The sequence below is a fragment of the Cohnella sp. OV330 genome (assembly GCF_900112065.1).
GTDB lineage: Bacteria > Bacillota > Bacilli > Paenibacillales > Paenibacillaceae > Cohnella.
This window is the reverse complement of the sequence record NZ_FOKE01000009.1, coordinates 287368-313626: the sequence shown is the minus strand read 5'-3', so window position 1 is coordinate 313626 and position 26259 is coordinate 287368. Positions and strand designations below refer to the sequence as shown.

Annotated in this window: 18 protein-coding genes and 1 riboswitch; of the genes, 2 read left to right on the top strand and 16 right to left on the bottom strand. The window is 59.1% G+C overall.

The window, feature by feature from the left end; all coding sequences use genetic code 11:
- Nucleotides 1-18 precede the first annotated feature (18 nt).
- From BM235_RS21560 to ftsE, 8 genes are all read right to left on the bottom strand, one after another.
- A complete protein-coding gene (locus BM235_RS21560; protein WP_255374506.1) occupies nt 19-4419 on the bottom strand; it encodes an Ig-like domain-containing protein in 4401 nt (1466 codons plus the stop codon).
- An 854-nt stretch (nt 4420-5273) separates the two neighbouring features.
- On the bottom strand, nt 5274-7136 hold the full coding sequence (locus BM235_RS21555; protein WP_090116301.1) for a motility associated factor glycosyltransferase family protein: 1863 nt from the start codon (nt 7134-7136) through the stop codon (nt 5274-5276).
- A 137-nt stretch (nt 7137-7273) separates the two neighbouring features.
- Nucleotides 7274-7591 (bottom strand): DMT family transporter, encoded by a 318-nt coding sequence (locus tag BM235_RS21550; protein ID WP_090116300.1) that lies wholly within the window; start codon nt 7589-7591, stop codon nt 7274-7276.
- Entirely contained in the window at nt 7591-7944 is a 354-nt protein-coding gene (locus tag BM235_RS21545; protein ID WP_090116299.1) for a DMT family transporter, read from the bottom strand. The genes BM235_RS21550 and BM235_RS21545 overlap by 1 nt, the downstream gene beginning before the upstream one ends.
- Nucleotides 7945-8044: 100 nt before the next feature.
- A riboswitch (guanidine-I (ykkC/yxkD leader) is annotated at nt 8045-8154 on the bottom strand.
- A gap of 78 nt (nt 8155-8232) precedes the next feature.
- On the bottom strand, nt 8233-9747 hold the full coding sequence (locus BM235_RS21540; protein ID WP_090116298.1) for a PDZ domain-containing protein: 1515 nt from the start codon (nt 9745-9747) through the stop codon (nt 8233-8235).
- 541 nt (nt 9748-10288) lie between these two features.
- Nucleotides 10289-11467 carry a murein hydrolase activator EnvC family protein gene (locus BM235_RS21535; RefSeq protein ID WP_090116297.1) on the bottom strand — a complete coding sequence of 393 codons (1179 nt, stop codon included), beginning with the start codon at nt 11465-11467 and terminating at the stop codon, nt 10289-10291.
- A 39-nt stretch (nt 11468-11506) separates the two neighbouring features.
- The gene (gene ftsX / locus BM235_RS21530; RefSeq protein ID WP_090116296.1) at nt 11507-12421 is read right to left on the bottom strand and encodes a permease-like cell division protein FtsX; all 915 of its coding nucleotides are present in this window, start codon (nt 12419-12421) and stop codon (nt 11507-11509) included.
- Nucleotides 12411-13097 carry a cell division ATP-binding protein FtsE gene (gene ftsE / locus BM235_RS21525; RefSeq protein ID WP_090116295.1) on the bottom strand — a complete coding sequence of 229 codons (687 nt, stop codon included), beginning with the start codon at nt 13095-13097 and terminating at the stop codon, nt 12411-12413. Before ftsE ends, ftsX begins: the two co-directional genes overlap by 11 nt.
- A 269-nt stretch (nt 13098-13366) precedes the next feature.
- On the opposite strand from ftsE, the gene BM235_RS21520 reads away from it, so the two are divergent.
- Entirely contained in the window at nt 13367-14950 is a 1584-nt protein-coding gene (locus BM235_RS21520; protein WP_090116294.1) for a VanW family protein, read from the top strand.
- 49 nt (nt 14951-14999) lie between these two features.
- On the opposite strand, the gene BM235_RS21515 is transcribed toward BM235_RS21520, so the two are convergent.
- From BM235_RS21515 to BM235_RS21500, 4 genes are read right to left on the bottom strand one after another with little or no spacing between them, the layout of a single operon-like run.
- Nucleotides 15000-15635, bottom strand: coding sequence for a metallophosphoesterase (locus BM235_RS21515; RefSeq protein WP_158543762.1), 636 nt, complete (start codon nt 15633-15635; stop codon nt 15000-15002).
- 10 nt (nt 15636-15645) lie between these two features.
- Nucleotides 15646-16809, bottom strand: a complete 1164-nt coding sequence (locus tag BM235_RS21510; RefSeq protein ID WP_090116292.1) for an ABC transporter ATP-binding protein — start codon at nt 16807-16809, stop codon at nt 15646-15648.
- Entirely contained in the window at nt 16806-18500 is a 1695-nt protein-coding gene (locus tag BM235_RS21505; RefSeq protein ID WP_090116291.1) for an ABC transporter permease, read from the bottom strand. Before BM235_RS21505 ends, BM235_RS21510 begins: the two co-directional genes overlap by 4 nt.
- Nucleotides 18501-18502: 2 nt before the next feature.
- Nucleotides 18503-19648: an ABC transporter substrate-binding protein gene (locus BM235_RS21500; protein WP_090116290.1), complete on the bottom strand. Its 1146-nt coding sequence runs from the start codon at nt 19646-19648 to the stop codon at nt 18503-18505.
- 180 nt (nt 19649-19828) lie between these two features.
- On the opposite strand from BM235_RS21500, the gene BM235_RS21495 reads away from it, so the two are divergent.
- Nucleotides 19829-20716 carry a LysR family transcriptional regulator gene (locus tag BM235_RS21495; RefSeq protein WP_090116289.1) on the top strand — a complete coding sequence of 296 codons (888 nt, stop codon included), beginning with the start codon at nt 19829-19831 and terminating at the stop codon, nt 20714-20716.
- A gap of 68 nt (nt 20717-20784) precedes the next feature.
- Here the strand turns inward: BM235_RS21495 and BM235_RS21490 are convergent, their stop codons facing one another.
- From BM235_RS21490 to BM235_RS21475, 4 genes are all read right to left on the bottom strand, one after another.
- Nucleotides 20785-21762, bottom strand: a complete 978-nt coding sequence (locus tag BM235_RS21490) for a zinc-binding dehydrogenase (protein WP_090116288.1) — start codon at nt 21760-21762, stop codon at nt 20785-20787.
- 258 nt (nt 21763-22020) lie between these two features.
- Nucleotides 22021-22848, bottom strand: a complete 828-nt coding sequence (locus tag BM235_RS21485) for a helix-turn-helix transcriptional regulator (RefSeq protein WP_090116287.1) — start codon at nt 22846-22848, stop codon at nt 22021-22023.
- 286 nt (nt 22849-23134) lie between these two features.
- Entirely contained in the window at nt 23135-24550 is a 1416-nt protein-coding gene (gene argH, locus BM235_RS21480) for an argininosuccinate lyase (RefSeq protein ID WP_090116286.1), read from the bottom strand.
- Nucleotides 24551-24966: 416 nt separating this feature from the next.
- Nucleotides 24967-26205 (bottom strand): argininosuccinate synthase, encoded by a 1239-nt coding sequence (locus BM235_RS21475; RefSeq protein WP_090116285.1) that lies wholly within the window; start codon nt 26203-26205, stop codon nt 24967-24969.
- Nucleotides 26206-26259 lie beyond the last annotated feature (54 nt).

Genomic DNA, 26259 nt, shown 5'->3' with positions numbered 1-26259 from the left:
AGCAGCTTTTTTTATTTACTATAAAATTTCGATCAGCGCTGATAAGACTTTGGCGAGTTGCTCTCGCGTTACGGGTTGATCGGAACCGAAAGTACCGTCCGGAAATCCATTCATAATCCCATAATGCGCCGCTTTGGCAATACCTTCCTTGGCCCATTCGGGCGCATCCCCGTCTTTGTAGAGTACGCTTTTCATATCAGATGGATCAGGCAGCAGTCTTCCGATAATGGTAGCCAATTGCGCTCTCGTTATGGATGAGCTGCCGTCAAATCCGCCGCCCGAGCCGCCCATAATACCATGACTGACCATATAAACCACGGAGGCACGGGCCCAGACCGGGATAGACTCTTGATCTGGCATCTGGTCCAACGCTGTCTGATCGGCTTTAGTTGTCTCCGGTGCCAATGCCCTTGCGATCATTACGGCAACTTCATACCGATTGGACTCGACATTCGGCCTGTAACTGCCATCCTCGTAACCATTTACGATGCCGATACTGATGAGCTTCAAAATATCGGCGTTGGCCCAGCTTTTCACCGTATCCGCGGGTTGTATAATCTCGTCACTGGCTATCACGGCCGCCCAGGCTCCTTCTGGTACGGTAGCAGTCAGTATCTCCCCGTTTTTAACGCTTGGTACGGCGATCCACTTTTTAAACTTCTCATGATAATAATAAACCATTGCATTATCCGGAGCCGCGGAGATTGTAAAAGAAACTTGTCCGGATTCTGAAAGGGTCGGGACAACTAGCACCTGATTCGGCCCACTAACGTTAACTACCGGCGGCTTAGACTCATCGGTCGGCAACACCGGCGACGTTGAATCCGTTGAGTTAGGTAAAGGATTGGACTCTGTCCCCGTAAAAACCTTCGTTCGGAACGTCCAGTAGTTTTCCATATAACCCGAGAAGCCATGCCCCTTCAGATCCTTGAATGTACCTGGGACGATCTGAACGTAGTACGCCTGATCCTGCGCCAACTGTTGTTGCGTCTTAATTCTGATGCTTGATATGCCGCTATATTCATAGGCCGCCCCCGCCATCCCCCCATCGGACACTACGATTTGTTCGGCCAGGCTGCCGTCGTAGTTGCGGTAAATATTAATGTAGCCGGTTCCCAGCTCGATCGCTTCGTTAAACTGCATTCTGAGCGTTGGCGCGAGCGTATCCGTATCCGTTTCAAAATGCAACAGCTTCGGTGGGGAATCTTTCGTCCGGAAATCCCAGCCGCTTGGTCCGCTTACGCCTGCGTATGCATTGCCCGCGTTGTCCCTAAACGTGCCTGGTGCGATGTCAACGTAGTACGACGTGCCGCTATCCAAACGCCTCGTCTGTGGACTCCATTCGAGCTGATTGTTGTATAGCCACATGGCTTCGTTCCCGTAATACGTCGTGCCGCTCGTGATCAGAACTGTGGAGATCGCTTCTCCTGTATCCGCGCGGCGCAGGATCAGGCTGCCGTTGCCGAATCGCACCTGCTCGTCAAACGTCATTCGCAGCACTGGCCATACGCCCGACTCCGCTCCGTCGTCCGGGCTGTACGTCGCCGTCGGCGCCGTCAGGTCCGCAGTCCGGAATGTCCACGCTCCTGCATGGACGCCCGAGAACCCTTGCCCCGTCAGATCGCGGAACGTTCCCGACGTCACCTGCACGTAGTACGATTGGTCGTCCGCCAGCGGCTGATCCAGCGTCACGCGAATGCCGTTGCCGCCGCTGAACTGATACGTACCGCCCATCATGGTTCCGCCCGATACCGCGATTCGCTCGGCCAAGCTATTGTCGCTCTGCCGGTGAATCTCGATGAAGCCCGTTCCCAGCTCGATCGCCTCGCTGAACCGCATCGCCAGCTCCGGCGTCGCGCCCGCTTGGTCCACGCCGCGATAGCGCAGAGTCGGCGCATAGTCCGTCGTCCGGAAATCCCAGCCGCTTGGCCCGCTTACACCGGCGTATGCGTTGCCCGCGTTGTCCCGGAACGTCCCCGGCGCGATGTCGACGTAGTACGAGGTGCCGCTGTCCAATTGGGTCTGCGGGTACCATACCAACTGGTTATTCGACAGCCACATGCCATAGCTGCCATAGTACGTCGTCCCGCTCGTCACCGGCACCGTATAGACGGCTTCTCCCGTATTCGCGCGGCGCAGGATCAAACTGCCCGTTCCAAAGCGCACCTGCTCGTCAAACGTCATCTGCAAGTACGGCCACACGCCCGACTCTGCTCCGTCGTCCGGGCTGTACGCCGCCGTCGGCGCCGTCAGGTCCGCCGTCCGGAACGTCCATGCCCCTGCATGGATACCCGAGAACCCGTGCCCCGTCAGATCGCGGAACGTCCCCGACGTCACCTGCACGTAGTACGATTGGTCGTCCGCCAGCGGCTGATCCAGCGTTACCCGAATGCCATTGCCGCCGCTGAACTGATACGTCCCGCCCGTCATCGCCCCGCCCGAGACCGCGATCCGCTCGGCCAGGCTGTTGTCGGTCTGCCGGTGAATCTCGATGAAGCCCGTTCCCAGCTCGATCGCTTCGCTGAACCGCATCCGAAGCTCCGGCGTCGCGCCTGCTTGGTCCACGCCACGATAGCGCAGCTTCGGCGCATAGTCCGTCGTCCGGAAATCCCAGCCGCTTGGCCCGCTTACACCGGCGTATGCATTGCCCGCGTTGTCCCGGAACGTCCCCGGCGCGATGTCAACATAGTACGACGTGCCGCTGTCCAGCTGGGTTTGCGGGTACCATACCAACTGGTTATTCGACAGCCACATGCCATAGCTGCCATAGTACGTCGTGCCGCTCGTCACCGGTACCGTATAGACGGCTTCGCTTGTGTCTGCCCGACGCAGAATCAAGCTGCCCGCTCCGAAACGAACCTGCTCGTCAAACGTCATCTGCAAGTACGGCCACACGCCCGACTCCGCCCCGTCGTCCGGGCTGTACGTCGCCGTTGGCGCCGTCAGGTCGGCCGTCTGGAACCTCCATTCCCCTGCGCGAACGCCTGAGAAACCTTGCCCCGTCAGATCGCGGAACGTCCCCGACGTCACCTGCACGTAGTACGATTGGTCGTTCGCCAGCGGCTGACCCAGCGTCACGCGAATGCCGTTGCCGCCGCTAAAGTGATACGTACCGCCCACCATCGCACCACCGGAAACGGCGATTCGCTCGGCCAGGCTGTTGTCGCTCTGCCGGTGGATCTCGATGAAGCCCGTTCCCAGCTCGATCGCCTCGCTGAACCGCATCGCCAGCTCCGGCGTCGCGCCCGCTTGGTCCACGCCGCGATAGCGCAGAGTCGGCGCATAGTCCGTCGTCCGGAAATCCCAGCCGCTTGGCCCGATTACGCCTGCGTATGCGTTGCCCGCGTTGTCCCGGAACGTGCCTGGTGCGATGTCGACGTAGTACGACGTGCCGCTGTCCAAACGCCTCGTCTGTGGACTCCATTCGAGCTGATTGTTGTATAGCCACATGGCTTCGTTCCCGTAATACGTCGTGCCGCTCGTGATCAGAACTGTGGAGATCGCTTCTCCCGTATCCGCGCGGCGCAGGATCAGGCTGCCGTTGCCAAATCGCACCTGCTCGTCAAACGTCATCTGCAAGTACGGCCACACACCCGACTCCGCTCCATCGTCCGGGCTGTACGTCGCCGTCGGCGCCGTCAGGTCCGCCGTCCGGAACGTCCATGCCCCTGCATGGACACCCGAGAACCCGTGCCCCGTCAGATCGCGGAACGTCCCCGACGTCACCTGCACGTAGTACGATTGGTCGTCCGCCAGCGGCTGATCCAGCGTCACCCGAATGCCATTGCCGCCGCTAAAGTGATACGTACCGCCCACCATCGCACCGCCCGATACCGCGATTCGCTCGGCCAGGCTGTTGTCAGTCTGGCGATGAATCTCGATGAAGCCCGTTCCCAGTTCGACCGCTTCGCTGAACCGCATCCGAAGCTCCGGCGTCGCGCCTTCCTGGTTCACGCCACGGTAGCGCAGACTCGGCACGTTGTTCACCGTCCGGAAGTTCCAGCCACTCGGCCCGCTAATTCCTTCATATGCATTGCCTTGATGGTCTACCAACGTACCTGGAGCCACGTCAATGTAGTAGGATGTACCGCTATCAAGCGGGTTCCATGGGTACACATCCGCGTGGAGCAAATCGTACAGCGACACGTAATACTCGCCATCTGTCACGATTCCGTTCGCTACCGGAACCGTCAGTACAGCATCCCCTGTATCGGCGCGGCGTACGATCCAACTGCCTGTGCCTAATCTTACCGGCTCATCGAACGTCATTCGCAATGCCGGCAGCAATTCAGTCACTTCTCCGTCACTCGGTTCCAGCTTCGTCACTAAGGGAGACCATGTATCAATGGTCGAGAAATCCCAGTCCGGAGATACTTTTACGCCTTGATAAAAAAGACCTGCCTCGTTTTTAACCGTCATTGAACCTAAATCAAGGTAATATGAAATTCCGCTATCCAACTGGGAATAAACTTGAAAATTAAGGAGATTCCCAGAGGAGAAAGCATATCCCCAATCCATCTCAAATAGATTTCCGCCGACGTAAGTATTCATGGCGACGAGTGAATCGTCGTCTGAACGGCGAACGGCGATCATGCCGGACCATAACGAGATATTTTCATCAAATTGAAGCTTGGCCAACGGAGCCGTATACCCCGGGTTATGAGCCGTAACAAACCCAGTAACGACTGGAGCCGTAAAATCTCCCGTATTGAACGTCCAAGCGCTCGTATCCGCTAGCCCGCCATATACGGATCCGCTGTAACTTAAAAAAGTACCAGAAGATATAAGCACATAATACGAATTTTTCTCTTCAAGCGAAGCTACGGGATCAATTCGCAAATTGGTCCCACTTAATATATAAGTAGCGTTATGGACGGTTCCCCCGGATATCGAGATATTGCTAGCTAATGAGCTATCCGTGCTGTTATAGATTCGAATAAAACCCGTTCCCAATTGAATCGGCTTGTCGAACTGCAGCGACAGCGTAGGGGTGGGCGATGCGACGCTCGTACGATACGGGCCATACGATAAAATACGCAACGGGTCATACGAGGATACCAGCGAGAGAGGCGAATAAGTATAAACACTCGCTAATGCCGGATATGAGCTGGGCGTATAAGTACGGACAACGCTAGGCATTTCCTGCTTGTTTACCTCCGCAGCATGAAGAATGCCCGGAAAGTTCATGCTTGCCAGCTGCGTAAAAGCAATGCTGATTTGCATCGATTTTTTAAGGTTCTTTTTTCCGGTCGTCGAATGCCTTTTCTTTTTGCTCAACGTACCTTCCCCCTATTTACAAACTCACTGCTCAATGGTCGGACTTCTTCCAATGCGGCCTTGTATAATGGTTTTATTTTTTCTAAGGCATTATAGGAATCTCTAATAAAAGTTCCGTATTCTTTTAAAATCAACGCAGCTTTCATTAAAACGTCTTTTTCCAAACGCACCTTCTCGACTTTCTGATATAAACGCTCATAACCAGCTCTCTGCATCGGGATCAGAATACATTTTGAATATTCGTTTTCCTTCCAATCGCTGAAAGCTTGATCGAACGATCGAAATATCCCTCCCAAACCACGCGTCTCTCCTTGCTTGAGCATAGAAGACATATCCTGCATAATAGACGCTAACGTTTGGAACAAACCTATCACCGCCGCTAATTCTTCGTTCAAACGGGCAATCGCCTGCGAAATTCGAACGCTCGGTATATCGACGGCCGCATCTTTATACCACGATGAGCAAACCGCTCCCTGCGGCAATCGGGATTCCACTAATTCGAATAACGAACGATGCGGAGCTCCTTGTATAAGCGCTCCACCTTTCGTTGAATTAATGACTTCAATCGGATGCAACAATCGTATATATTGTTCCATTTCCAATCTCATCCGGTTGTATGATTCCGTCGTCTGCACATATCCCCCATCCACAGCGGGAACGGAAATGCGATTTTGCAAATTTCCTTTGCTTTTATAAGGAATTCCGTTTGCATATTGTTTTCCTTCTTTAAATGCCAAATTTTGTCCGGCTAGCACGATTGGATTGCATCCCAAATGCGCCAACAATTGTAGAGTAACATTAGCGATCGTAGTCGCATCTTGAACAACTGGATACTTCAGAACGTGTTCTCCCGCAAAATACGGCGTAATCCGATCCTGGCTCGTCAACATGTGAAACTTAGGGCCTTCATAATCAAGAGCCATCCGTCCGCCTACGCTGGTTCCGAAAACGATAGGAACCGTTCGGATCTTTTTTTCAAGCATGCTTTGAAAAATGACATCGTTGTGCGGTTGTGGATCGTAAGTACAAACGGCGTCGGGGAGTATGTCGTAATGAACCAGCGTATGTATAGCCGAACCGACCGCAAATAAATAGGCGCGGCTTTCCTCTTTAATTTTTCGAAGCAGCGGAATATCTTCCGACAAGGAAGGTCCCGCAGAAATAAGAATGGCGGGCTTTCCTTGGAAGTGCCTTCTCATCTGAAATATGTTTGGTGTCGTCAAAGTGAGCTTTAAATTAGTAAGACTGTTCTCGCTCCAAAATTCTCCGAAGCGCTTCGTGACCGCCAAATTGCCGGCTTTATGCTGCAATAAAATCTGCAAGTCTTCGTTGAAGCGTTCTAAATCACTTTTAAACAACTCTATGTACCCAGGGAGCGCACAAAGAACGATCTCGTCGTCGGTCTTGTCGATAAAATCTCTTAAAAAGCGCGCGGCGTCTTCCAGACGGAACTGAACCTTAAAATCGCGAATCATGCTGGATAAAAGAAATTCACCACTACCTTTTTCGGCAAAGAGGCGAGCAACCTGAGCATTTGGCTCATAAATGGAAAAGGGAATGCGTGGATGAAGGCGATGAAAGGCTTCGATATGATGCCCCAAGCCGACTCCATAAAAAATGACATGCGACGCCCCCTGTTTGACAAGCGTGGACGCAAATGCATGGGCTTCGGCAAGAGGACGTTGAGGATGATGAAGAAAGGAACCGCCGTGCGGTCCCTTGGCGAAAATAGTCGAAGCTCCTTCCAAGGAAGTCTCGATGCGCAAGGAAAGGGCGGCGGTGGCTTCCGGAGCTTGCAATAATAACTTGCTCGTTTGAGGGAAACGGTATTGTATTAAGTTCCAACGATCAGTATGCATTTAATATCTCGACTCCATGCATGATTTCGGATTTGGCATTTTATCGAGTAATTCGACATAAATCCACCTTTTTCCTTTATATCAGGAAATTTTCTGGATAGAATGGTACTAATTTTGCTACATTGCTTATTTTTGAGTTACTCTCCGAGCACTTTTAAACCAACTGCCGAAGCGGTTACCAACGCGAGGAAGAAGATACGCATGACCTGACGCGATTCGCCGTAAAAAATCATACCAAGCACGGTCGCGCCCACCGAGCCGATGCCCGTCCACACCGCGTAAGCCGTCCCCATCGAGATATCCTGCATTGCGGCCGTCAGCAGGCTGAAGCTGAACAAGAAGCTCACGCAGATGATAATAAGTCCCCACGCATCCCTGCGGCTGCTCCAGCGATTTAAACCGACCGCCCCCGCTACTTCGAACAGGCCCGCACAAACTAAATAGATCCAGGCCATCAGTGCGCCCCCCCTTCTTCAACATCCGATTTCGTTTTGGGTCCGGATGTCGCTTTTAAACCGACGATGCCGACGATCATGAGCGCGACAAGCGCTAATTTAGCCGCATTCAGTTCTCCTTCGAAAAAGACGGCTTCTCCGATCACCGTCCCAGCGGCTCCGATCCCCGTGAATGCAGCGTAAGCCGTTCCGATCGGCAGCACGCGCGTCACTTCCATCAGGCTCCAAAAAGAAAAAGCTAATGCGACCGCCGTCAGCAGCCATTCCCACCAATTTGAAGCATGCTTCAAGCCCGACACCCAGCCTACTTCCGTCACGCCGGCTGCGACGAGCAGCGTCCAGTATTTTGTCATCGTCGATCCCCACTCCTTGTGTCCAAGATGCAAAAAAAGCCCGAAAGCATCGGCATGCAAGGTACGCAGCGCGAGTGGCGCGCATGACCGTGCATTCTGATACTCCCGGGCTTTTGTCCCTCCGTGACGCCTGCCGCAATCGGCAGCGCGCGCCCTCCCTTGGACCAGACAGGCGGCCGTAGCCGACTCGGAACCCTAGAGGACGAATCCCAACCATATTAACGAACAACGGGTGGACTGTCAAATTTGATTTTCAAAAACAATCCGTTCGCACGCTTCGCCCGCTCTCTACTTACGTCGCCCGCTGCGCGGAGGAAGGCCTTCAGGCACGGGCTTCGGAGCCATGGCGAGCGTAGTCCCGAGGGCTTGCTCTGCTGTCTCTTCACCTTCACCTGGCATCCCCGTAACCGGCGTACCCGCGGTCAAAGCAAGTACGCCATTCCCCGACATTCCGGTTTTCTCGGGCGGCGGCCCGCTCTCCAACGCTACGGCCTCTTCCGAACCGCCGAAGCTTCTGCGAGCGCCTTCTCCGCGCAACCTTGCACCCGCTAGACGGAGCCCTTGGCGCAGCGAGGACGAACGCGGCGCTGCTACATATTCGGCATCCTCGTCCGGCGCCAGGATCAGCCCTAGTTGATGGTGCTCTCCGGCGTACCTTGCCCGCTGCGCAAACTTCACGTTACCGTCGCGATTGAGCACCTCTAGCTTCGTGAACGCCGGCTGGAGCTGCAACGCCGCGTGAAGCTCCTCCTTGCTTCGTACCCGAACGCCGTTGGCCTTGCTTACCGTCTCGCCCGCGCTCAAGCCCATCTCGGACGCCGGCGTGCCGGGAAGGACGGCGAGGATCACGACGCCTCTGCCGTCTTGCACATAAACAGGATGATGCCCCCGCTCGCGCAATCTTCCCCAGAAAAGCAGACCTTCGTGCAAAATGAAAGCCGCCAACCCAGCCACGATCGTAAGCGGTCCCCAAAACGCTGCGCCGGCTGCAAGCGCCGCGATCGACAGCCCGTAAACCAGGAGCCCGCCCGCCATTTCCTTCGCCTTGGTTTCGGGCCAACGTGACGTCGTCCGGTCCGTAAATCCGATCAGCACCGGGAAAGCCGCTAACGTCCAACCGGCTACGTTCATCGCAGGGCCGCCGTCCATGCCGAACAGCGGCGTCCACGGCAGCGCTAGCCCGTTGTTGCTAGTCGCTGGCACGAGCCATAGCAGCGGCACGGGCCAGAGGCCGGACAGCGAATAGGCGCCGATCGGTTTCCCGCGTTTGCCTTCGAGGAACAACGGCGTAGCATAACGCGATCCCTGCAGCCGAACGAGAAGCGCTTCCGCAATATGCAGCAGACCGGCCAAAAACAGCAATGACGGACCATCGATATCGTTCACCGCCTGCCAGACCCGGTTGATCGTATCGTCACCGTCAGGAACGCCTGTCCAAGACAGGACCGCCTGAACAACGGTAAGCGCGCCGGCCGCGTAGGCGAGACAAACATATCGAAGCTTGAACAGGGCTAGAACGAACGTCGCGACCCAGACGCATACGAGCGTCGAGGCGGTCAACTGTGCGCCAGCGGCAAACCCAAGCGCGGATAATGCAATGCCCGCGATGAAACCCGCGACGATACGGGCCGCTGTCATCGGCAGCGTACCTCGCAGCCTGACATGGAACAACCTGCGTTGCAGCACATTGCTCTGACGCGAATGCCACCAGACCATCGCAAGCGCTATATATAGAAAAGGCGATAGGAACAGGACGCCGATACTCTCGCCCGCCAACCGCAACCAATCGATCGTCAGATCCAAGACGAATCCCGCCTTTCGTTTCCGTAATCCGATATGTATGCCGACCATACGTATTCGACAGACGGAAGTTCAAATCCTGCCGGTCTGCTTTTTCGCAATTTACAAATAGTGGAACACACTCATCTTAATACTCTGTTTTTTCCGTTTTAACGATATCCCCTTCGTGCAGGTAATGCGTTCACCGGAGGGCCGCGAACGCGCGCCTACAGCCTCTTAAGGATCGCTTCAAAGAATATCAGTCGCTTAACCGTCCTGGACGAAGGGGATAAAATGTGAAGGGTCCCGGCTTGAGCATGATAATCTTTTAATCTGACTGAAGGGGATACTGTTTAATGACTAGGCTCCGGTTCGTTACGCGAATCCCTGCCTCCTGTTTTAAGGGGATACCGTTCAAACGTCTCAGACACCTAGTCTTAGGCTATTCTTCCCCCGCCTGTTCGAAAGGGATACCGTTTAAACGCCCGAAAATGCAGCAGCCGCCCCGGGCTGCCCACTGGAACGGTAGGCGGCGCCTTGGGGCGGCTGTGCGGGAGGCTGCTATTTATTTGAGATATGGCGCGGGATTGACCGGCGTGCCGTCTTTGCGGACCTCGAAGTGCAGATGGTAGCCGGTTGCGGTACCTGTCATGCCGACGAGGCCGATTTTTTCGCCGCGCTTGACGGTCTCGCCTTTTTCCACGAGGATCCCGCCCGGCTTCAAGTGGCCGTATAGCGTCCAGAGCCCGCCGCCGTGGTTGATGATGATACAGTTGCCGTAGCCGCTCCACGACTGGGCGACGATGACGGTGCCCGATTCGGCTGCGTAGACCGGCGTGCCCTCCGGAACGGCCATGTCCATGCCCGTATGCAGCTTGTTTCTCTGACCGGTCACGGGATGCGTCCGGTAACCGAACGGCGAGGACAATCGGTACTCCCGCTTCAGCGGAAGGCCCAGCTTGCCGCCGGTATAGTAGGTTTTCAGCTGTTTTTTCTGCTCCAGCAGCTTCGAATACTTTTTGCCGAACTCCATTAGCGCGGCTTCGGCTTCTTCGCTGATGTCCTCGGTTTCTTCGATCTTTTGATTGATGCTCGCTACGAGCACTTCTTTTTCTTTTTCTTGGTCTTGAAGCTCGGCCTTCTTGTCGGCCATGTCGCTGTACAGCTTTTTGACCGAAGTCAGGTCCAGTTCGACCTGCGCCTTCTTGTCGGCGACAAGCGCCTTGTAGCTCTCGGTCTGCGACAGCACTTCTTTATCCTGCTCCATGATGGACTGCAGAGACTGAAACCGGCCGACGAAGTCCGAGAAGCTCTTGGAGCTCAGCAGCACGTCCAGATAAGAGACGGAGCCGTTCATGTAAATGAGCCGGATGCGGTCCCTTAACTGCTCGTCCCGGTTCTGCCTGGAGGCTTCGGCGGACTCGAGCTCCGACGTCGTCTTCAGCAGTTTGGCTTCGGCGGCGTCGATCTTGGCTTGCGTCGCGTCGAGCTGATCCGCCGTCTGCTGAATCTGCTTGAGCAGCGTAAACATATCCGTCTTGGCGAGCGCCTTTTTATTCGTCAGGTCCTCGCTCCGACGCTCGGCTTCCTTTTTATTTTCCGCAGCGGCGTTCATCTGGGCTTGGATCTCTTTGAGCTGCCGCTCGATCTTCTGCATCTTCGTCTCGGCGTGGCTCTCGTACGGCCGTACGAGGAATACGACGCCCAGCAGCATGACCAATACCGCGATCAATCTTCTATTCACCCATGTTCTCCTCCATCATCTGAGCATGAACGGCAAGAGCTACACCTTCAAATGCTTGCGAACCGAAACGACGCTGCCCCAGACGCCGATCAAAGTGCCGAGCGCGACGAGCGAGCCGCCGACCAGCCAGCCGACTTTGTTCATGTCGACGACCTCGATCATCATGAGGCCCATGTTGTAATGCGTCGATGCGATCAATTCGGAATAACCGTACAATAGCAGCGCCGTCGTAATGCCGGAGCCCGCCAAGCCGATGATGATTCCTTCGATAAAGAAAGGCCAGCGGATAAAATTGTTCGTGGCGCCGACGAGCTTCATGATGCCGATCTCTCTGCGGCGCGCCAGGATCGTCATCTTGATCGTCGTAGAAATGAGGAACATCGCCATGACCGCAAGTCCGGCGACGACGACGAGACCGACGTTGCGCACGGCGTTCGTGATTCGGAACAGCTTTTCGACGTAGCCTTGTCCGTACTTGACGCTAATGATCGGCTTGTCCGCGTCCGTCTCGTTAAACGCCAGAATCTGCTTGGCCACGTATGATACCTGCTGGGCGTCGAACAGTTCGACCTCGAACGAATCCGGGAGCGGATTCGAGTCCTTATAGCCGTCGAGCGCGCCCTTTACGTCCTCGTCCAAGTCCTCGCGGAGCTTCTCGAGCCCCGCTTCCTTGGAGACGAAAGTCACCTGCTTGACCTCAGCGATGTTGCCGATACGCGTCTTCAGCTCGTCGATCTTGGATTGTCCGATATCCGACTCGAGGTATACGTTGACTTGAACCTGGCTGTCGAATTGGTCGGCCCATTGGTTCACGTTGAGCGCGAGGAGCATGAACACGCCCAGCACGAACAGCGACACGACGATCGATCCGATCGAAGCGAACGACATCCAGCCGTTGCGGAAGACGTTCTTGACACCTTCGCGGATATGGCGCACGAGGGTGCTAAACTTCATAGCCGTATTCCCCTCTCTGCTGGTCCCGCACGATGGTGCCCCGTTCGATCGCGATGACCCGCTTGCGGAGGGTGTTGACGATTTCTTTGTTGTGGGTGGCCATGACGATGGTGGTGCCGCGGAAATTGATCTCTTCAAGCAGCTTCATGATCCCCCAGGAGGTCTCGGGATCGAGGTTGCCGGTAGGCTCGTCCGCCACGATGACGGAGGGGCTGTTCACGATGGCTCTGGCGATCGCGACGCGCTGCTGCTCGCCGCCGGACAGCTGTGCGGGCAGGCTGCTCGCCTTGTGCTTGAGCCCGACGAGTTCCAGCACTTCCATCGTGCGGCGGCGAATCTGCCTTTTCGGCGATTCGACGACTTCCATCGCGAAGGCGACGTTTTCGTAAACGGATAGCTTGGGGAGCAGGCGGAAATCTTGGAATACGACGCCGATATTGCGGCGCACGTACGGAATCTTGCGTTGCTTCAGCTTGCCTATATTGAATCCGTTGACGGACAGCTGGCCCTTGGTCGGCACTTCCTCGCGATAGATCAGCTTCATGAACGTCGACTTGCCGGCGCCGGACGGGCCGACGACATAGACGAACTCGTTGCGGTCGATCACGATGTTTATGCCTTGCAGGGCGGGCGTGCCGTCCGGATAGGTCTTCCATATGTCGTGCATTTCGATCACGCGATCACATCCTGTTTCATTGTTGGGCAGCCGATGCATATATACGTTCAGGGAGACGCTTCCCGTCGAAAGGCTAAAGTTCCGCAGACTAATGGTACTTCGACATCTTGCCGGCAAATCCTTTATTTGTCGAGCTTTATCTGGCTGCCGGACGCGGATTCGCGCCTATTTCGGCGTGCATTTTTGTCGATTTTCGTTATTTTGAGAAATTTTTAATCTGAAGGGAATCCTATGGGACACATGCGTTCGCGGAGGGAGGTATTCCGAAAATGGACAAACGGATCGTACGGATCGCGGCAGCGTTCCTCGCGATGATCGGCGTGAGCGCCGGGGCGGCGGTAACGGGGCATGCGGGGGCCGCAGGCTCGACAAATGGCTATATGCAGCCGTTAGACTTTAGCGTCGGCGATGCGCGAATCGCCATAGTAGAATCGGCCTTTCGGAGAGCTGATGCCGACGACGTTGCCGTAAAAGAGACGGCGAAACACGCCGAACGGCGTCCTCGCGCGCTGCCGGACGGTGTCGCGGCAGGCAGCTTGGATCTAAGCGGCTTAAGCGCGGATGCCGCGATCGCCAAGGTACAGGCGCGGATCGAAGCCGCGCTCGACGGGCGCGTGAGGCTGGTTACCGGACGTGTGGAAGCCTTAGAAGAGAGACCGACTTGGCGCGAGCTTGGGCTCCAGCTGAACGCAGAGGAAGCTCTCCGAGCGATCGAGCGATATCGGGACGCCGGTTGGCTGAAACGCCGGTCAGCCGGGCGGGCGATCGCGAAGCGCTTTTCGATCGAAACCGTCTGGGACGAGGAGACGTTCGCGGAAAAAGCGGAAGCGATGTGGGGACCGCTCGCGGAAAAGCAGCCGGTTGATGCTGTTCGAACGATCGACGCGTACGATCAGGTCGTCTATTCGCCCGAAACGCCGGGCGAGACGCTCGACATTTCCCGGCTGCTGGCTGCATTTAAGAATTATGCGCCCAAGTCATTAAACGAAGCGCCGCCTTCCGCAGGCGAGCCGTTGTCGATTGAATTGCGAGTGCCCGTCATCCAAGTTACGCCCGAGATTACGCAGGCGTCGCTTCAGGCGCAGGGAATCGCGCGCAAGATCGCCGAGTTCTCCACCTCCTTCGCGGCGAGCGGCGAAGGCCGCGTCCATAACGTCGAGGCCACTGCCGACGCCTTGGACGGTACGATGCTTATGCCGGGCGAGACGTTCGACTACGGCGCCGTCGTCGCCGAAGCGCGGCGGGTTTACGGCTACCGGGAGGCACCGGTCATCCTGAAAGGCAAGCTCGTGCCGGGCATCGGCGGCGGCATCTGCCAGGTCTCCAGCACGCTTTACAATGCCGTCCTGCGCGCCTCGGATCTCAAGATCGTCGAGCGGCACAACCACTCGCTCCCGGTGAATTACCTGCCGCAGGGCATGGACGCGACCTTCGCGGAGGGCTATATCAATTTCCGTTTTCGCAACGACACGGGCAAACGGCTATTGATCAAAGCCGCGGTTCGCGACAAACGGCTCACAGTCAAGCTGTTCGGCACGATGGCGGACAACGTCAGGTACGAGCTGGAAACGGTCCGCGTAAAGGATCTCCTGCCCCGGACCGTGTACAGGCAAGACGCGGATGTCCCGGTCGGCATGTCTCGTCTTCTGCAGGCTGGAAAATCAGGCGCGGTCGTGGACACCTACCGCTTGAAGTATGTAGACGGCCAACTCCACGTTCGAAGCAAGCTGAACCGCTCTACCTACCGTGCGCAGGACACGATCGTCGCCGTGCATCCCGCGGATTCGCGGGCGGGGCGTTCGGAGCAGCCGCAGCCTTCGCCGCAGGGCCGGACGCCGGCAGAGCCGATGTAATGGGGAACGCGAAAAAGCCGCCTGGCTTCCGGCGGCTTGGATCGTTGGTTCACTTCGGCTCCCAGGAAGACAGGCGACAATCGCTCTGCTGGCGCCCCTGCTTTATGCCGCAGGAATAAGCCATCCGGTTGGTCAGGTCGACGAGCGTGAGTCGGCAGCCATGCTTCGCGCCCGTGTCGATCCCGATCCGGTCCCGGCCCAACCACAGCTCGCCTGCCGGCGCGCCGAGCTTGAAGGTCGGCGTATGGCCGAAGACGACCGTATAAGGAAGCGGGCCGCCGTCCGCCCAAAACTCGCCGCGGATCTCGGTCAAATCCGCGGCGCTTTGCTTGTCTGGCGGCAATCCCGGACGGATGCCTGCATGGGCGAACAGGAAGCCTTCCTCCTGCCAGTACAAGGGCGTCTCGTTCAGGAATCGCAGCTCCTCCGCATCCGCCGGCAGGCCTTCGCCCCGACCGGACGCGTCGAGCAGCCACCGCTCCATATTGCCGAGCACGGCGCGCGCGCCCTCCCGGACCAGCGCCATCGCTTCCCTGAGCGCGGGCCAGCTCTCCCGCTCCCGGTTGATGAAGTCCCCCAGCAGGTACAGGCGATCCTTGCCCGGCGCGTATTCGGCCATTTGCAGAAGCGAATGCAGCGCCGCCGCTTGGCCGTGAATATCCGAGATGACAAGTATGCGGGTCATGTCCATTCTTCTACCTTTCGCTGCCGGCGTCCGCCGGGTACAAGTAGGTCTCTTCGACGAGGAAACGCAGCCAGCCGCGCGTGCCCGCCTTCAGAGGCTCATGATGGAATAAAGAAAGCATCTCGCCGGTTCCGGTCTCCGCCAGCACGCGCCAGCGGTTGCCTTCGAAGGCGCTGTGCGCGATCCGCGCGGCCAGCCGGTTGTAGGCCGAAGCGGTTCTGGAGCCGGCCGTACCGGCCTCCGCCCCTGCGGCAACTTCCTCGCTCGGATCGGCTGCCCCGACATTCACGGTCTCCCAGGCGGCGGCATCCGGGCGAAACAGTGCGATCGCCGGCCCTGACGGACGGCGGGCGCTCCAATCGGACGCTGTCCGGCCGGCGACGAGGGCGCCTTCCAGTCGTATGGCGGACCTCGCCTCGCCCTCGGCGATCGGCCCCGCGATCCGGTTGCCCGCGCCGAGCAGCGACGCGACGGACGCCGTGGCTGGCCGGCGATAGCAAGCCTCGGGGCTGTCGATCTGGTCGATGCCGCCGCTGCGCATGATGACGAGCCGATCCGCCATCGCGAACGCCTCTTCGGGATCGTGGGTCACATGGAACACGGTCGTCCCCAGCTTGCGCAGCAGGTAAGACAGCTCCGTCCGCATCTCGATGCGAAGCCGCATGTCGAGATTGGACATCGGCTCGTCGAGCAGCAGCAGGTCGGGCTGCGTCGCCAAGGCGCGCGCAATCGCCACGCGCTGCTGCTGTCCGCCCGAGAGCTGCGCGGGCAAGCGGCCTGCGAACGGCTCCAAATGCAGCAGACGCAGCAGCTCCTCGACCTTGGTTCGAATGTCGGCGGACGCTGCCTTCTTTCTTTTCAAACCGTACGAAATGTTGTCGTAAACGCTCATATGCGGCCAGAGCGCGTAGTCTTGAAACACCATGTTGATGCCCCGCTTCTCGGGCGGCACGAGCTTCGAAGCCGTGGACACGGCCTCGCCGCGCAGCCGCACCTCGCCCCCGTCGGGCTGCTGCAGGCCGGCGATGAGCTGCAGCAGCGTGGACTTGCCGCAGCCGGACGGTCCGAGCACGCTGATGATCTGCCCGCGGGAGACGCTGAAGTCGATGCCCCGAAGCGCAGGCTGGCCCCCGTAGGACTTGTGAAGCTGACGGATCTCTAAGATTGGATTCAACGGCTTGGCCTCCTTGCTTCCTTCGGTTTGAACAATCGCTCCACGAGGAGGATCAATGCGACGACCGCGGTCCCGCCGGTCAATGTCGCGGCGGCGGCGTAGCCGAAGTTCAGGTCCTCGAACGCCTTGTTGATGACGACGGGCAGCGTCATGAAGTTAGGCGGAAACAGGATCGACGTCATCGCCAGGTCGAAGACGCTCGCCCCGAACGCTGCCAGCGCGGCGGAGAGCAGCGCGCCGCGCAGCAGCGGCAGCAATATCGTCCGCACCCTGCGCGAGAACGAGGCGCCTTGCATTTGCGCCGCCGACAGCAGCCCCTGCGGCACCTTGGCCATCGCCCCCGTCACGATCCGGGTGATGACGGGAATGGCGCCAGCGACGCCTGCCAGCACGAGAATGGCCGGCTTGCCGTAGAGCAGCAGCCCGATGCGCTCTAGCCAGGCTTGGTTCCAGATAAAGATGTAGCCGATGCCGAGCACGACGCCCGGAACCGCCAGCGAGATAAGCGAGATGACGTCGATCGCCCGCTTCAGCTTGAATTTCGAATAGGTCAGCACGTAGGCGACGAGCAAGCCGACGAACAGGCCGACGATGGCGGCGAACGCCGCGATCGAGAGCGAATGCAGCAGCGCGTCCGTCAACTGTCCGCCTTCGACGAAGAGCTCCCGGTAGTGATCCAGCGTGAACGCCGAACCGCCGGACTTGCCGGGACGGGTGATCGACGTCAGCAAGTTGGCGCCTAAGGGAATGCCCACCGCGATGGCCAGCAGGATAAGGTTGCTTCCCGCCAGCAGCCAAGCGCCCTTGCGCGGCCGCTCGGCCTTGGCCCGCGTTGCCCTGCCGCCGAGGAAGTCGAAGCGCGCCCGGCGCAACGCCCAGAACTGCACGCTCATCGCCAGCGCGATCAGCACGACGAGATAGAAGGACAGCACGCCAGCCATATCGAACCGGATCGGCGAGGTGTACAGCGCCGAGTAGATCGAATAAGGCAGCGTCGGGAAGCGGAATACGGCCGCGATGGAAGCCGGCAAGCCGAAATCGCCGACGGTGTCCATGAAGACGAGCAGCGCCCCCGAGCAATAGGCCGGCAGCAGCAACGGCGCCTCGATCGTCCGCCACACGGTCCAGGCGCTGCCGCCGCTCAAGCGGCCGGCTTCGCCCAGGCGGTCCATCTTCCATTCCAGCGCGGAAAAGACGGCCAGATAGGCGAACGGAAATTTGCTTAAGGACATAACCGTAATCAGACCGGCAGGCGTAAAGACGGCGTCGTGAACCCAATGCCAGCCGAACCAGGACGCGGCGAGTCCGTCCGACGAAGCGAACATGACCCAGCCCTGCGCGAGGATGAAGGACGGCGTCACGATCAGCAGCCATACCGCGCCGTCGAGCAGCCGCGCGCCCGGGAACGACCAGCGGGACCGCGCCGTAGCGAGCGCCGCGCCGATCGCGGTTCCGAGCGCCGTCGTGCCGAGGCCGAGAACCAACGTGTTTTTGAGCGACAAGTACCAGAGCGGACGTCGGAACATCTCGCCTAGCAAAGAGAGGTCGCCGATCTGGCGGCTGCCGAAGAAGAAGCCCGGCAGCAGCACCTGAAGGACGACCGCGGCAAGCGGCAGCATGATCAGCAACACAAGAAGGGCCAGCACCAGCCAGCCCGTCCTGCTTCCGTGAGCGAAAATCGTAAAGCGCATTTTTATTTCACCGAGCGATCGGCGAACCACTTCTTGATCTCCGCTTCATGCTCCGACGCCCACGACGCGTCCGCCGCGACAAGCTTGGCGTTCGGGTTGCGGTCCGCCTTCGCCGTCACGCCCGTGACGCTTGGCTCGAAGTAGCTCTCGTCGCCTTGATCGATCAGCGCTTGCTGCGTCTTGGGATCGAGCAGGAACTCGACGAATGCCTTGGCCGCGTCTTGATGCTCGCTGTTCTTCTGGATCGCCGCTACGCGTACCGAAGCCGGCGCGCCTTCTTCCGGCCAGACGATCTCGATCGGCTCGCCGTCGTTCTTAAGCGTATACGCGTTGCTCTCCTGCAGCGCCGCGACCTTGATCTCGCCGCCCGTAAGCGCTTTGGCGACGTTCGGGTTTTTCGGATACACGTGCGCGCCGTTTTTCAACACGCCGTCAAAGTAAGATTGGCCGCCTTCGATCCCCTTGTCCTGGAAGAACCACGACACGAACGGATAAGCCGGAGCGGCTACCGCGGGGTCCGCCATGCCGACGGTGCCCTTGAACTTCGCGTCGGCGAGATCCGACCAGCTCTTAGGCGCATCGGCCGCGCCAAACGACTTCGTGTTGTAGACGATTACGCCAGCGGCATGAGCGCCGGTCGGGTAGTACGCTTTGTTCGCAGGTACGAAACTCTTGGCAAAGTCCGTCAGACCCGCAGCGGCAGTCGGCTCCCAGCCTTCCAGCAGTTGCCCTGCCTTGCCCAGTCCCTCGATCGAAGGCATCGCGTCCATCCAGACGACGTCCCAGTGGGGATTGCCCTTTTCGGCTTCGATACGGGACATGATCTCCGCGCCGTTGCCGCTGACGATGTTGAGTTTGTATCCGGTTTGGGCTTCGAACATCGGCTTGACGATCGTGTCGAAGTCATTAAGGTAAACCGTCAGCGTCTCCCCGTTGCCGGCTGGCGTCGATGCGCTCGCGCTTTCGGACGGCGACGCTTCCGCGCTCACAGATGGCGATGCCGCCGCGGACGAAGGCGCGGCAGTGTCCGAAGCCGTGGCAGCAGCGGTGCCCGAGTTATTGTTGTTCGCATTGCCGCAACCGGCTGCGGTCAAGGACAAGCCGATCAGCGCCAGGGCTGCGAGCTTGCGGTGCTGCATGAGATTCATTTTTCGATATCCCCCTCGTAATCGTTCGTGATAACTTCACTTTAAGGGGGGTTTGTCAGCATGGCGTAAAGCGGATAACAAATCGAAGTTAAATATCCTCTATGTATATTGATAAAATCATAGATAAAATCTATATTTGCTGTAGCGCATATCCGACGATGAAGTGAGGGCGAACGCTCCATGAATCCCCAACAACTGCGAATTTTCCTGCAGGCCGCGGACGGCCGCAGCCTGACGGAGGTCGCCTCCGCCCTTGGCTTAAAGCAGCCTACCGTCACCTTTCACATGCAGAAGCTGGAGCAGTCGGCCGGCATCTCGCTGTTCCGCAAGCAAGCCGGACGCGTGCGCCTGACCGATGCGGGCGAAGCGCTGCTCCCTTATGCCGCCAAAATCTCGGCGCTGCTGGACGAAGCCTCGCAGCTGATGAGCGACTACCGCGAGCAAGGCCGCGGCAAGCTGAAGATCGGCGCCAGCTATACGCCGGCCACCTACTTTCTGCCCGCTTATCTGGCCGAGTTCCAGATGCAGTACCCGCTGGCGCTGCCTACGCTGACCGTCAAGCAGGCCGGAGACGCGCTCGCCCTGCTCGCAAGCTTCGAGGTCGACGTCGCCGTCGTCTCTTTGTCCGAGGAACCCTATCCCGGGCTCAACGTCATTCCGCTCGGCGAGGATCCGCTGACGCTGGCGTTCGCGCCCTTTCACCCGCTGGCCGCGGGCGAGATCGCGATCGAGGACCTGCAGGGACAGCCGTTCCTCGTACACGAGGGCGGCTCGACCTCGCGCAGACTGTCCGAACGATGGGCGGCGGAAAACGGCTTGAGTTGGCAAATCCGGATGGAGCTCGGCGCGATCGAGACGATCAAGGAAGCGGTCAAGCACGGCATGGGGATCGGCATCCTGCCGCGGCGCAGCGCGCGCCGGGAGGAGCTGTCCGGCGAGCTCGTGCTGCGGGAGCTGCCCGGCAAGGTCAGCGTCCGCCGGATCTGCCTCGCGTATCGCAAGGAGGATGAGCCGGTTCGCCAGGCGGCGGCTTTTATCGATTTTATGCGGGCGAAGCTGGGGGTTTAAAGTGTCGGCTTGAAGCCCAAAACCCAAGCTCTATTCGGTTAGCCCTTCAACGACCGGCCTCCTTCCGGTCAGATTCGAAGAAGAAGCTTGCCCGTCGTGCCCCCTTGTTCCAGCAGTCCGATTGCCCGTTCGGCCTGCGCCATCGGATACACGCCATAGATGTCGGCCTCAAGCTCGCCTCGCGCAGCCATCGCCAGCGCCTGATACATCGCCTCCCCGACAGCGTCCGGCGCAAACGCCGCGTAGGCGCCGATGTTCAGGCCCAGCGCAGCCCGGTTGCCGAGCCAAGCCTCGTTCAGCCGCAGCTCCGTATCCGCTTCGTCGCTGGCATTACCGAGCAGGATGAGGCGCCCGAGCGGCTGAAGCGTTTCGAAGCTGCGCGTTCTGGTCACGCCTCCAACAGGGTCGAACACATGGTGCACGCCTTTGCCGCCGGTCAGCCGCAGCGTCTCTTCCGCGAACTCGCCGCGCAGCAACAGCTTTATCTCCCCGCTGGCTGCATCCCGTTTGGCGGCACTGCCTACCGTGCCAAGCACGAGAGCCGCGCCTTGCCGTCTTGCGACCTGTCCGACCAGGCTGCCCAGCCCGCCAAGCGCGCCGTGTACGAGCACATGTTGCCCGGGCTCCACTTGCGCGACTTTCTTCACCGCCAGATACGCCGTGGCGGCGTTAACGGCGAGCGCGGCCGCCCGTTCCATACCGAGGCCCTCTAGCGGCCCGTCCAACGGCACCGTCAATTCGGGCCGCGCGGCGACGACCGAAGCGTAGCCGCCCAGCTCGGTCAGCGTCAACGCGACGACCGGCTGGCCGATCCTGAAGCCCTCGACGCCTTCGCCGATCGCCCGCACGTAGCCGGACACCTCGAGCCCGGGCACAAACGGCGTCTGCAGTCCGAGGTAACCCCGGCTGAGCAGCGAGTCGATCATGCCGACGCCGGCATAGACGACATCGATGGTCAATTTCCCCGGCAGCGCCTCCGGGCTCGGTCCTTCCTGCAGCCTCATGATCCGATGTTCTCCCGTTTGTTCTACGACGAATGCTTGCATCATCATTCGCTCCTTTTGGTTTGTATTTCGGTGCGGCGATTGCCTTGGTCCCTACTTTACGCGCGCGTCCGGCGGCCAGCCAGATTTTAGTTAAGCTATTATGATCGCTAACAGGATCGAAGCGGCGGCGTATAAGGGAATGCACCGCGAAAACGCCAAAAAACCCAAGGCGCTCGATGCGCCTTGGGCGAAGCGTAGAGCGCGAATCATGCGAGCAGCATGATCGTTAATCGCGCAATGCCAGACAATTACAGTCAGCTACAGTTTCAGATCCGCCAGCTTTTCCGCCGTGCCCGAGCCGGGAAGCGGAACGTACATGCAGCACATGTACGCCTCGAGATCGTTGATCTGGCCGAAGGTGACGACCTCGAATCGAAGCAGGCCGAGCGCCGGATGGGCGATGTCGACGCGCATGCCGTTCTTCTCCCCCACTTCGTGTTTGACCCACCAGTCGGCGAACGGCTCGCTCCGCGCCCGCAGCTCGGAGACGAGTTCCGTATACCAGCCCTGATCCGCGATGAGATCGTAATGCTTGCGATAGTAAGCGAGCGCAAGCTTCGTCGATTGCTCCCAGTTCACGACGCGTTCCCGGAACGCCGGATGGAGGAAGATCAGCTTCAGCATGACCCGTTCTTCTGCGGGAATCGCGGCGAAGTCCATGACCAGCTCGCAGGCGAGCGCGTTCCAGGCGATGAGCCTGTTGCGCGGATCGATCACGAAAAACGGGTAAGGCATCGTCCGTACCATCTCGAGAAACGCTTCGGTGAGCGGAGACGCTTCCGGCGCGACCTGCGGGGCTTGGCGCCCGTTCAGCCGGTGCAGGTACTGGCGCTCGGCCGACGTGAGCCGAAGGGCGTTGCCGATACTCTCGAGCACCTCGTGCGAGGCGGACATCTCTCTGCCCTGCTCGAGCCATGTGTACCAGGTCAGGCTGACGCCGGCGAGCTGAGCGACTTCTTCCCTGCGCAGGCCCGGCGTACGCCGGCGGCTGAATCCGTCGCGGAATCCGAACGTTTGCGGCGACAAGCTCGCCCTGCGGGATTTAAGAAAGTCGCCGAGCGACTTGCGCTGCAGCTGGTCTTCCATCTCTACACGCTCCTCCCTCGCCGGCGTATGCCAACGAAGCTTTCCTTATTCCAAAGTATAGGCGCCGCAAGCTTTTCCGAGCAAGTTCCGTGCTCCGCTCGCTGGACGCCGCACAGCAACTGCAGTCGCAAAGCGGTTGAATCCAAGCGGCCAGAAGTTCCATGCAAAAAAAGACCCGCCAACGCTGCGCCTCCGAGGGCGCCGACATTGACGGGAAACGATGCTGCGTATCGGCCGGTCGAAAGTTATAGCTAGGCTCGCTTTCGCGACTCGTCTGCCGCTAAGCCTAGCGGCTTTTCTCGGCGTACTCGTCCGTCCAGGCTTGCGTCTGCGCCAGCGCGGCCTCCGCGCGACCGATCGCATCGTTTACCTGGTTCGCGGCCGTGCCGCCGTAAACGTTGCGCGCGGCGACGACGGTCTCCGGCTTCAGCGTCTCGTAAATGCGGTCGTCGAACAGCTCGGAGAACTGCTTAAACTCGTCCAACGTAAGATCAAGCAGGAACTTGTTCTGCTGGATGCAGTACAGCACCGTCTTGCCGATGACTTCGTGCGCCTGGCGGAACGGCAGTCCCTTGTTTACCAGGAAGTCAGCGATGTCGGTCGCGTTGGAGAAGTCCTGGTCGACGGCGCGGCGCATCTTGTCCTTGCGCACCTTCATCGTCGCGATCATCGGCGCGAACAGCTGGAGCGCGCCTTGCAGCGTCTTGACGGTGTCGAACATGCCTTCCTTGTCTTCCTGCATGTCCTTGTTGTACGCGAGCGGCAGCGACTTCAGCACGGTCAGCAGGCCGACGAGGTTGCCGTAGACGCGTCCCGTCTTGCCGCGCACGAGCTCCGGCACGTCGGGGTTTTTCTTTTGCGGCATGATGCTCGAGCCCGTGCAGAACGCGTCGTCTAGCTCGACGAACTGGAACTCCGTGCTCGACCAAAGGATGAGCTCCTCGCTCAGACGCGACAGATGCGTCATGATGAGCGAGGCGCCGGCCAGAAACTCGACGATAAAGTCGCGGTCGCTGACGGCGTCGAGGCTGTTTTCATAGACGCGGCCGAAGTTCAGCAGCTCCGCCGTGTACAAGCGGTCGATCGCGAACGTCGTGCCCGCGAGCGCGCCCGCGCCGAGCGGCAGCGCGTCGATGCGTTTGTAGCTGTCCTGCAGGCGCTCGATGTCGCGGCCGAACATGGACACGTACGCCATCAGGTGATGGGCGAACAGAATCGGTTGCGCGCGCTGCAAATGCGTGTAGCCAGGCACGATCGTGTCGAGGTTGGCCTTCGCCTGGCCGATCAGCGCCTCCTGCAGCTTGGACAGCAGGCCGACGAATTCGACGACGCGCTTGCGCAGGTACAGGTGCATGTCGGTCGCAACTTGGTCGTTGCGGCTGCGGCCGGTGTGCAGCTTGCCGCCGACGGGGCCGATCTCCTCGATCAGCGCCTTCTCGATGTTCATGTGAATGTCTTCGTCCGCGATCAGGAACTCCTGCTCCCCGCTGCGAATGCGCTGCTGCACCTTCAGCAGGCCGGCCTTGATCGTCTCGACGTCCTCCTGCGGCAGGATGCCGCAGCGTCCCAGCATCGTCACGTGCGCGAGACTGCCCTGGATATCCTCCTCGGCCAGCTCCTTGTCGAACGTGATTGACGCCGTATATTCCTCTACCAGCTGGTCGGTCTTCTTCGTAAACCGGCCGCCCCACAGCTTGCTCATGACGCTAGTTAGCCCCTCTCTCAAATTCCGTGCTGCCCTTTTCGTCGCTTGATGCGGTTAAGCCGGCGGCGGTTGCTGATGCTTGCTTGTCCGACAGCCTCGCGATCTGTGCCTCTTTTGCGAATAACTGCAAATATGCAGCTAAATGAGCAGTGTGACGAAGCAGATCGTCAATTAACTGCAAATGTGCAGCTAATTCACCACTTACTCCGCAAATGCGTGGATATCCGGTCAAATAACTGCATATTTGCATCTATTCATTCTTCGGCTAAAAAAGGGAATGAGATAACTGCAGAAATGCAGTTATCTCCGTGGTGTTGCGGGTGTTGCGGGTGTTGCGGGTGTTGCGGGTGTTGCGGGTGTTGCGAGTGTTGCGGGTGTTGCTTGCGGACGAACCGCTTATCTTTGCATTTGTATTAAACGCCCGAAGCGCCGTTCACGCCGGACGATACCTTGAGACGCAGCGCGTTCAGGCGGATGAAGCCGGTCGCGTCTCCCTGGTCGTACGCCTGGGTCGGGTCGGCCTCCATCGTGGCGATGTGCGGGTTGTACAGGCTGACCGGGCTCTTGAGGCCGGCGGCCAGGATGTTGCCCTTGTACAGCTTGAGGCGCACGGTGCCGGTGACGTTTTTCTGGCTCTCGTTCACGAGCGCCTGGATCGCGAGACGCTCAGGCGCGAACCAGAAGCCGTTGTACACGAGCGTGCTGTACTTCGAGATGAGCGAGTCGCGCAGGTGCATGACGTCGCGGTCCATCGTCAGCGACTCCATCTTGCGGTGAGCGGTGAAAAGAATGCTGCCGCCCGGCGTCTCGTACACGCCGCGGGACTTCATGCCGACGAAGCGGTTCTCGACCATGTCGACGCGGCCGATGCCGTGCTTGCCGCCCAGCTCGTTGAGCTTGTTCATCACTTCGAGCGGGGACAGCTTCTCGCCGTTGACGGCGACGACGTTGCCCGCTTCGAAGTCGAGCTCGACGTACTCGGCTTGGTCGGGCGCCTTCTCCGGCGACACGCTCAGCACGTACATGTCCTGCACGTCGTCCGCGCTCGAGTCGAACCACGGATCCTCGAGCATGCCGCTCTCGAAGGAGATGTGCAGGAGGTTGCGGTCCATCGAGTACGGCTTGGCGGCGGACGCCTGCACGTTGATGCCGTGCTTCTCGGCGTAGGCGATCATCTCGGCGCGGCCCGGAAACGCTTCGCGGAACGCCTCGTCGCGCCACGGCGCGATGACCTTGATGTCGGGCGCGAGCGCCGCAGCGGTCAGCTCGAAGCGGACCTGGTCGTTGCCCTTGCCGGTCGCGCCGTGCGCGATGGCGGTAGCGCCTTCGGCGCGGGCGATCTCGACCATGCGCTTCGCGATGAGCGGGCGCGCGATCGAGGTGCCGAGCAGATATTGGCCTTCATAGAGCGCACCCGCTTGGAACATCGGGTAGATGAAGTCCTTGGCGAACTCGTCCTGCAGGTCGTCGATGTACACCTTGGAGGCGCCGGTCTTGATCGCTTTTTCCTCCAGGCCGTCCAGCTCTTCCTTCTGGCCGATGTCGGCCGTGAAGGTGATGATCTCTGCGTCGTACGTCTCCTTCAGCCACGTGAGGATGACGGAGGTATCCAGGCCGCCGGAGTAGGCGAGCACGATTTTTTCTTTTGCCATGGTAGGGATGAACGCTCCTCTATTGGAAAAATGGGTACGGCGCGTCGGCCGGTC